This is a genomic window from Delftia sp. RIT313 (genome assembly GCF_000632165.1).
Taxonomy (GTDB): Bacteria; Pseudomonadota; Gammaproteobacteria; order Burkholderiales; family Burkholderiaceae_C; genus Comamonas; species Comamonas acidovorans.
This window is the reverse complement of record NZ_JFYT01000081.1, coordinates 20,571-28,502: the sequence shown is the minus strand read 5'-3', so window position 1 is coordinate 28,502 and position 7,932 is coordinate 20,571. Positions and strand designations below refer to the sequence as shown.

General features: G+C 66.3%; 8 protein-coding genes. 6 read left to right on the top strand and 2 right to left on the bottom strand.

Annotation, left to right across the window (positions count from 1 at the left end; genetic code table 11):
• From BW39_RS24615 to BW39_RS24605, 3 genes are all read left to right on the top strand, one after another.
• Positions 1-699, top strand: a 699-nt coding sequence (locus BW39_RS24615) for a fumarylacetoacetate hydrolase family protein (protein WP_043824762.1), incomplete at its 5' end; no start/stop codon positions are given.
• 19 nt (positions 700-718) lie between these two features.
• A complete protein-coding gene (gene maiA, locus BW39_RS24610; protein WP_043824760.1) occupies positions 719-1,360 on the top strand; it encodes a maleylacetoacetate isomerase in 642 nt (213 codons plus the stop codon).
• A gap of 116 nt (positions 1,361-1,476) precedes the next feature.
• Positions 1,477-2,514: a Bug family tripartite tricarboxylate transporter substrate binding protein gene (locus tag BW39_RS24605; protein WP_043824759.1), complete on the top strand. Its 1,038-nt coding sequence runs from the start codon at positions 1,477-1,479 to the stop codon at positions 2,512-2,514.
• Between the two features lie 274 nt (positions 2,515-2,788).
• Here BW39_RS24605 and BW39_RS24600 read toward each other — a convergent pair whose 3' ends face one another.
• Together BW39_RS24600 and BW39_RS24595 are read right to left on the bottom strand one after the other, a co-directional pair.
• Positions 2,789-4,039 carry a flavin-dependent oxidoreductase gene (locus BW39_RS24600; RefSeq protein ID WP_043824757.1) on the bottom strand — a complete coding sequence of 417 codons (1,251 nt, stop codon included), beginning with the start codon at positions 4,037-4,039 and terminating at the stop codon, positions 2,789-2,791.
• A 50-nt stretch (positions 4,040-4,089) separates the two neighbouring features.
• Positions 4,090-5,070: a tripartite tricarboxylate transporter substrate binding protein gene (locus tag BW39_RS24595; protein ID WP_043824755.1), complete on the bottom strand. Its 981-nt coding sequence runs from the start codon at positions 5,068-5,070 to the stop codon at positions 4,090-4,092.
• A gap of 122 nt (positions 5,071-5,192) precedes the next feature.
• Here BW39_RS24595 and BW39_RS24590 point away from each other — a divergent pair, with 122 nt between their 5' ends.
• The 3 genes from BW39_RS24590 to BW39_RS24580 all read left to right on the top strand — a co-directional run bounded on the left by BW39_RS24590 (position 5,193) and on the right by BW39_RS24580 (position 7,909).
• The gene (locus BW39_RS24590) at positions 5,193-5,732 is read left to right on the top strand and encodes a MarR family winged helix-turn-helix transcriptional regulator (RefSeq protein WP_232240351.1); all 540 of its coding nucleotides are present in this window, start codon (positions 5,193-5,195) and stop codon (positions 5,730-5,732) included.
• A gap of 190 nt (positions 5,733-5,922) precedes the next feature.
• Positions 5,923-7,446 carry a CoA-acylating methylmalonate-semialdehyde dehydrogenase gene (locus BW39_RS24585; RefSeq protein WP_012205523.1) on the top strand — a complete coding sequence of 508 codons (1,524 nt, stop codon included), beginning with the start codon at positions 5,923-5,925 and terminating at the stop codon, positions 7,444-7,446.
• A gap of 61 nt (positions 7,447-7,507) precedes the next feature.
• Complete coding sequence (locus BW39_RS24580) at positions 7,508-7,909, top strand: lysozyme inhibitor LprI family protein (RefSeq protein ID WP_052155421.1); 402 nt, start codon at positions 7,508-7,510, stop codon at positions 7,907-7,909.
• Positions 7,910-7,932 lie beyond the last annotated feature (23 nt).

Here is a 7,932-nt window from a genome sequence, read left to right as displayed (position 1 = left end):
CCCCAATACCTCTGGACCCCGCCCCCCGTCCAATCCCTGCCCGTGCGCGGCAGCACGCAGCGCCTGCCCGTGAACCGCCTGTTCTTCGTGGGCCGCAACTACCACGCCCATGCCGTCGAAATGGGCCGCCCGGTGGACAAGAGCGTCGAGCGCCCCTTCTACTTCACCAAGGCCCCCTCCACCCTGACAGAATCGGGTGCCACCGTGGCCTACCCGCCCGAGACGAACAGCTACCACTTCGAGATGGAACTGGTGGTGGCCATCGGCAAGCCGGGTTTTCGCATTGCGGCGGACCAGGCGCATGAACACATCTACGGCTACGCCTGCGGCCTGGACATGACGCGCCGCGACCTGCAGCTGGTGGCGCGCGACAAGGGCCGGCCCTGGGATCTGGGCAAGGACGTGGAGCAGTCCTCGGTGGCCAGCGAGATCGTGCCCATGCCGGGCCAGGTGATCGAATCCGGCGCCATTGCACTGGCCGTCAATGGCGAGACAAAGCAGCAGTCCGACGTGGACAAGCTGATCTGGAACATCCGCGAAATCATTGCCGACCTCTCGCTGTTCTATCACCTGCAGCCCGGCGACCTCATCTACACGGGCACGCCCGAGGGCGTGGGCGCCGTGCTGCCGGGCGACCGCATCACCGGCCATGTGCAGGGCGTGGGCGAGATCGCGCTCACCGTGGGCCAGCCTGAATAAGACCGGGGAGACCACCACCATGAAGCTCTACAGCTTTTTCCGCAGCGGCACCTCGCACCGCCTGCGCATCGCGCTCAACCTCAAGGGCCTGCGCCCTGACTACTTTCCCGTGGACCTGCGCGTGGACGAGCAGGCCCAGGCGCCGTTCAAGCAGGTCAACCCGCAGGGCCTGGTGCCGGCGCTGACGCTGGACGACGGCCGCACGCTGATCCAGTCGCCGGCCATCATCGAGTGGCTGGAGGAACGCCACCCCCAGCCGCCGCTGCTGCCCGCCGACCCCGAGGACCGCGCCCAGGTGCGCGCGCTGGCCGCCATCGTGGGCTGCGACGTGCATCCCATCAACAACCGCCGCATCCTGCAGACCCTGCGCCGCCAGTTCGGTGCGGACGAGGCCGCCATCAACGCCTGGTGTGCCACCTGGATTGCCGACGGCTTCGACGCCATCGAGGCCCTGCTGGCACGTGACACGCAGCGCGGCGACTTTTGCTTCGGCCACGCACCCACGCTGGCCGATGTCTACCTGGTGCCCCAGATCGAAAGCGCACGCCGCTTTGGCGTGGACCTGGACCGCTGGCCGCTGATCAGCGCTGTGGACAGGGCCTGCGCGGCCCTGCCCGCTTTTGCGCAGGCCGCGCCCCTGGCCCAGCCTGACGCCGGCTGAACCTCGCCTGAACCTCGCCGCGCCTTTGCCGGCAGCCCTACCTCGCCCCGAGTCCTCGCCAGAAGGACCGGGGCATTGCAAGCAGTGAAAAAAGCAGATCCAACAGGAGACAGACTGTGAAAGCATCCCCATCCAACCGCCTCGACGCCGCCCCCTCCCGCCGCAAGGCCCTTGCAGGCGCAGCCCTGCTGCTGGCCTCCATCGCCCCGCTGCATTGCGCCTGGGCGCAGGCAGGCTCCAGCAGCACCGCCAGCTTTCCCACGCGCCCCGTCACCGTGATCACGGCCTTTGCCGTGGGCAGCGGCCCTGACGCCGTGCTGCGCATCGTGGGAGAAAAGCTTTCCGCCCGCTGGAAGCAGGGCGTGACCGTGGACAACCGCCCAGGCGGCGGCGGCTTTGTCGCCATCGAAGCCGCACGCCGCGCCAAGCCCGACGGCTACACGCTGCTGCAACTCGACAGCGAACATGTCTCCGCCCTGCCCTACCTCTACAAGCAGCGCAACTTCCATCCGCTGCAGCACTTCGACCCGGTGGCGCCGCTGTTCCTCACGCCCTTCTTCGTGGCCGTGCCCACGAACTCGCCGTGGAAGAGCATGGGCGACCTGATCAAGGCGGCCAAGTCGGAGCCCGGCAAGGTCAGCTACGGCTCCTGGGGCGTGGGCAGCCCAGGCCACCTGGGCGGCGAATGGCTGGACTTCCTGACCGGTAGCAAGATGACGCATGTGCCCTACCGCGAGGTCAGCCAGCTCTACACCTCGGTGGCCAATGGCGATCCGGCCTGGAGCTTTGCCAGCATTCCCTCCAGCCAGGGCATCTACAAATCCGGCAAGATCCGCTACCTGGCCGTGGCCGCACCCCAGCGCATCGCCCAGATGCCCGACGTGCCCACCGTGGCCGAATCGGGCGGCCCCGCCGACCTGATCGTGAACTCCTTCGTCTCCCTGCTGGCGCCCAAGGGCGTGGAAGCCGCCCTGCGCGACAAGATCCATGCCGACGTGGTCGCCGTGCTGCAGGACCCGCAGGTGCGCGAGAAATTCGCCACCTTCGCCTTCCAGCCCATCACCTGGGAAGTGCCGGAAATGGAGAAATTCGCAAGGACCAAGGCGGACCAGTACAAGCTGCTGATCCAGAAGGCGAATATCAGCCTGGATTGAGAGCACCGAATAGACAAAGCAACGGGGCGTAGCGCCCTGTCGCCCCCGCACCCCGGCCCCTCCTCCCCATATGCTCGTGCCTGCCCCGTAGCGAAGCGAAGGGGACGCGGGCATTTGGGCGCGTTTCTTTGCCTCCTTTCTTGTCGCGCGACAAGAAAGGAGGTCGGCCGCCGGGCCGAAACCCGGCCTCGAAAAACAACCGCCCGGCAGGGACCTAAAAAGAGTCGGGATGCAATACTGAATACCTGCCAAGCCAGCTCATTGCCCAACCACTTCACCCTTGCGACTGCGGATTCGCAAACCCCGCCACCTGCTCGTAATGGCGGGCAATGGCACGCAGCTCGTCCTGGCTGATCAACTCGTCGATATGGCCGAAGGGCTGGCCGCCGCTGAGCTCGTCCGCCTTCATGATGATGAAGTCGGGCGGCGTGGAGCGGTTGGTCAGCACCACCTGGCTGGTGGCGGGCAGGCGGCTGGCCTCATAGGCGGCCAGCAGCGCCAGCGGGTCGCCTTGCGGGTCGCCTTGCGGGTCGGCGGCCAGCAGGTCGGCCAGCACCCGCGCATCGCGCATGGCCTGGGCCGAGCCGTTGGAGCCGCGCGGATACATGGGGTGGGCGGCATCGCCCAGCAGGGTCACGCGGCCGAAGCTCCACTGGTCCACGGGGTCCTTGTCCACCATGGGGTACTCGAAGATGGTCTCGGCCGAGCGGATCAGGGCCGGCACATCCAGCCAGTCGAAGCTCCAGCCGCCAAAAATCTCCAGCACATCCTCCATGCGCCCGGCGCGATTCCAGTCATTCATGCGCATCTGCGGGTCGCGGATCTCGGCCACCCAGTTGATGCGCTGCATGCCCTGGCCGTCGACGTTGTCCTCGATGGGATAGATCACCATCTTGCCGGTATCGACCGAGCCGATGCGCAGATAGCTCTTGCCCGTGAGGATGGGCTTGAAGCGCGAGACGCCGCGCCAGGTGTTGATGCCGCCGAAGGCCAGCTCCTCCTGCGGATAGAACTGGCGCCGCACGGCGGAGTTGACGCCATCGCAGGCCACGACGATGTCGGCCGTGGCGGACGGCGGCACATGGCCCTGGGCATCCGGCGCGAAATGCACGGTGGCGCCATGGGCCGACTGGTCCACGCGCACGCAGCGGTGGCCCGTGTGCACGGCACCCGGGCCCAGGCGCTGCACGGCGGCCTCGAAGAGAACGCGGTGCAGGCGGCCCCGGTGTATGCCCAGCTCGGGCAGTTCGTAGCCGGCATGGCGGCCACGCGGCTCGCGGTAGACGAACTGGCCATAGCGGTTGAAGAACACGCTCTCCAGGTTCTCGATCGCCTGGGCCTCCAGCTGCGGCTGCAGGCCCAGGTCGCTGAGTTCGCGCATGGCATGCGGCAGCAGGGTAATGCCCGCGCCGATCTCGCGGACCTCGGGCACGGCCTCGAAGACTTCGCAGGCAATGCCTCTTTGATGCAGGGCCAATGCCAGGCACAGGCCTCCGATGCCGCCCCCCACGATCGCTACTTTCATCCGCTGACTCTCCATGCTTTCTCCAGGGGCGCCTTGGGCGCCCGTCCCGCCTACTCGGCGGTAATCCCCCGCGCCTTGACCAGATCGGCCCAGCGCCGGGCGTCCTTTTGCACCAGGGCCTTGAACTCGGCCGGCGTGCTGCCGGCCGGATCCATGCCCTGGGGCGCGAAGGCATGCCGGACTTCATCCGACGCCAAAATCGCGCGGATCTCGCGATTGAGGGCATCGACCTGGTCCGCCGGCATGCCGGCCGGCGCAAACACGCCGTACCACATATCCACGTTCACATCGCCCGCCTTGGCCTCCTTGAGCGTGGGCACATCGGGCAGCAGCGGGTGGCGCCGCTGGCTGCCAATGCCCAGCGCGCGCAGCTTGCCGGCCTTCACATGCGTCAATGCCACATGAATGGGCAGGAACATGCATTCCACCTGGCCGCCCAGCAGGTCCGTCAGCGCCGGGCCTGTTCCGCGATACGGGATGTGCGTGATCGACACCCCGGCCGTGCTCTTGAAAAGCTCCATGGCCATATGGTGCGGAGTGCCCACTCCCGGCGAGGCGTAATTGATACGGCCCGGCGAGGCCTTGGCGGCCTTCACCAGATCGGCTGCCGTCTGATAGGCCGAGGCCGTGGGCGTCACCAAAATCAACTGCCCCCAACTGGTCAGCGTCACAGGTTCGAGGTCTGTCAGCGGATTGAATGGCAATGTGGGATACAGCGATGCATTCATCACCAGGGTATTCACTGTCACCAAAAGCGTCTGGCCATTGGCGGGCGAGCGCACAACGGCCTCGGTTCCGATATTTCCAGAGGCGCCCGGCTTGTTCTCCACCACCACGGGCCGGCCCTGGCGCTTGGCGAGCAAAGGACCGATCGTTCGCGCAATCGTGTCGATTCCAGTACCCGGAGTGAAAGGCACAATCAATTTCAGAGGCACACTCTCGGTACTGGCGATGGCACCTGCTACGGGTAAACCCAATACTCCCAATCCGCTCGTCTTCAAAAATTGCCGTCTGCCAACAAAATTTCGCATGTAGACCTCTTTTGTAGTTAGCATGCAAACGCATGGTAATCATGCACCAAAATGGGCACAATTGGTGGAAATCGAATGAATACTGGACACTTCTGCAAGAATACTAGACGCATATGGACACGATGACGCCTGCACCACTGCCGCTATATCAGCGCCCTGGCTTTTTGCTGCGGCGCGCCCACCAGATTTCGGTCGGCATTTTTGAAGAGCAATGCCGTCCCCTGGGACTGACGCCGCCACAGTACGGCGCCCTGGTTCTGATCGACGCCTCCCCCGGCTCCGACCAAAGCTCCCTGGCCCGCGCCATGGGCTTTGACAAGGTGACCACGCTGCGCTTGGTGCGCGGGCTGGAAGAGCGCGAATACGTGCACCGCGCCCTGAGCACGCGCGACCGCCGCCAGCACGAACTGACGCTGACCGACAAGGGCCGCGCCCTTCTGGCCGCCAGCGTGCCGCTGGTGGACCAGGCCTACCACCGCCTGGTGTCCCCGCTGGAAGACGGCGAGCTGCAGGAGCTGCTGCGCCTGCTGGCCAAGCTGGAGTCCGGCCTGGGCGCCAATGCCCGCGTGAAGCTGGAGCCGCTGCGCAAGCCCGGCGCCCGCGCCGTTCAGACCCCGGCTCCTTCCGACGACGCCCGCCTGCCGGCCACCGGCACGGACTGAGCCGCTGACCGCCTGAACCAGCATGGCCTGCGCCTGCCGCAGGCCATGCTCTTTTTTGCGCCAGCCTGTGCAAAAACGCACATGAATACTGCACATATCTCCATTGCTTGCGAAAAACCGCACAGCTACCATGCGATGAACGCCCGGCGCACGCATGCCGGGCTGACACCACCGCAACAGGAGACAAGCCATGAATGCATCCACGTCCGCCAAGGTTTTGGCGCCCACGGTCAAGCTGCTGATCAACGGCAAGCTGGTCGAATCCCAAAGCACCCAATGGCGCGATGTGGTCAACCCGGCCACGCAGGAAGTGCTGGCCCGCGTGCCCTTTGCCACGCCTGACGAGGTCAACGCCGCCGTCGCCAACGCCAAGGAAGCCTTCAAGACCTGGCGCAAGACCCCCATTGGCCAGCGCGCCCGCATCTTCCTGAAGCTGCAGCAACTGATCCGCGAGAACATGAAGGAGCTGGCCGCCCTGCTGACCGCCGAACAGGGCAAGACCCTGCCTGACGCGGAGGGCGATGTCTTCCGCGGCCTGGAAGTGGTGGAGCATGCGGCCAACATCGGCTCGCTGCAGTTGGGCGAGCTGGCCAACAACGTGGCCAACGGCGTGGACACCTATTCCGTGCTGCAGCCCCTGGGCGTGTGCGCGGGCATCACCCCCTTCAACTTCCCGGCCATGATTCCGCTGTGGATGTTCCCCATGGCCATCGCCACGGGCAACACCTTCGTGCTCAAGCCCTCCGAGCAGGACCCCATGGTCACCATGCGCCTGTGCGAGCTGGCTCTGGAAGCCGGCATTCCGCCCGGCGTGCTGAACGTGGTGCACGGCGGCGAGGACGTGGTCAACGCCATCTGCGATCACCCCGACATCAAGGCCATCAGCTTCGTGGGCTCCACCAAGGTCGGCACCCATGTCTACAACCGTGCCAGCCTGGCCGGCAAGCGCGTGCAATGCATGATGGGCGCCAAGAACCACGCCATCGTCATGCCCGACGCCAACAAGGAGCAAACGCTCAACGCCCTGCTGGGCGCAGCCTTCGGTGCGGCAGGCCAGCGCTGCATGGCGCTGTCGGTGGCCGTGCTGGTGGGCGATGCACAGAAGTGGATTCCCGAGCTGGTGGAAAAGTCCAAGACCCTGAAGGTCAGCGGCGGCACCGAGCCCGGCACCGACGTGGGCCCGCTGGTGTCCTGTGCGGCGCTGTCGCGTGTGGAAAGCCTGATTGAACGCGGCCTGGCCGACGGCGCCAAGCTGGAACTGGACGGCCGCAAGCCCCAGGTGGCCGGCTACGACAAGGGCAACTTCGTCGGCCCCACCGTGTTCAGCGGCGTCAAGCCCGGCATGAGCGTGTATGACCAGGAAATCTTCGGCCCCGTGCTGTGCCTGGCGGCTGCCGACAGCCTGGACGAGGCCATCGAGTTCATCAACGCCAACCCCAACGGCAACGGCACGGCCATCTTCACGCAGTCGGGCGCTGCGGCGCGCAAGTTCCAGGAAGACATCGACGTGGGCCAGGTCGGCATCAACGTGCCGATTCCCGTGCCGGTTCCGCTGTTCTCCTTCACGGGCAGCCGCGCCTCCAAGCTGGGCGACCTGGGGCCCTACGGCAAGCAGGTCGTGCTGTTCTATACGCAGACCAAGACCGTCACGGCGCGCTGGTTCGACGACAGCACCACCAGCCAGGGCGTGAACACCACCATCAGCCTGCGCTGATGCACGGGTGGGCGGGCCTGGATTGATCCGGGGCAGGCCCCGGCTCTGGGATGATGGCGGCATGCGTTTTTCAATGACCGCCTTCCTCTCCCGGAGCCTGGGTGCCGCCTTGCTCACCGCCCTGGCCGCCCTGCCCCTAAGCCTTCACGCGCAGGCCGGTGCAGCCTGCGACCCGGCCTCCACCGCCGCCGCCAGCCGCAATGCCTGCGCGGTCCAGGCCTTCCAGGAGGCCGACACCGCGCTCAACATCCGCTACCTGGACGTCATGCAGCAACTGCCCCAGGGCAAGCGCACGGGCCTGCGCCATGACCAGAACGGCTGGATCAAGGGCCGCACGGCGCGCTGCAAGGCCGCAACGCGCGACAGCGAAACCCAGCCCGAAGGCCCGCGCCTGTACCACGAATGCCTCACGGCCGCGACACAGGAGCGCATGCAGGCGCTGGAGCGCTGGCTGCAGCACTGACAGGCGCCGAAAGCCACCCCCAG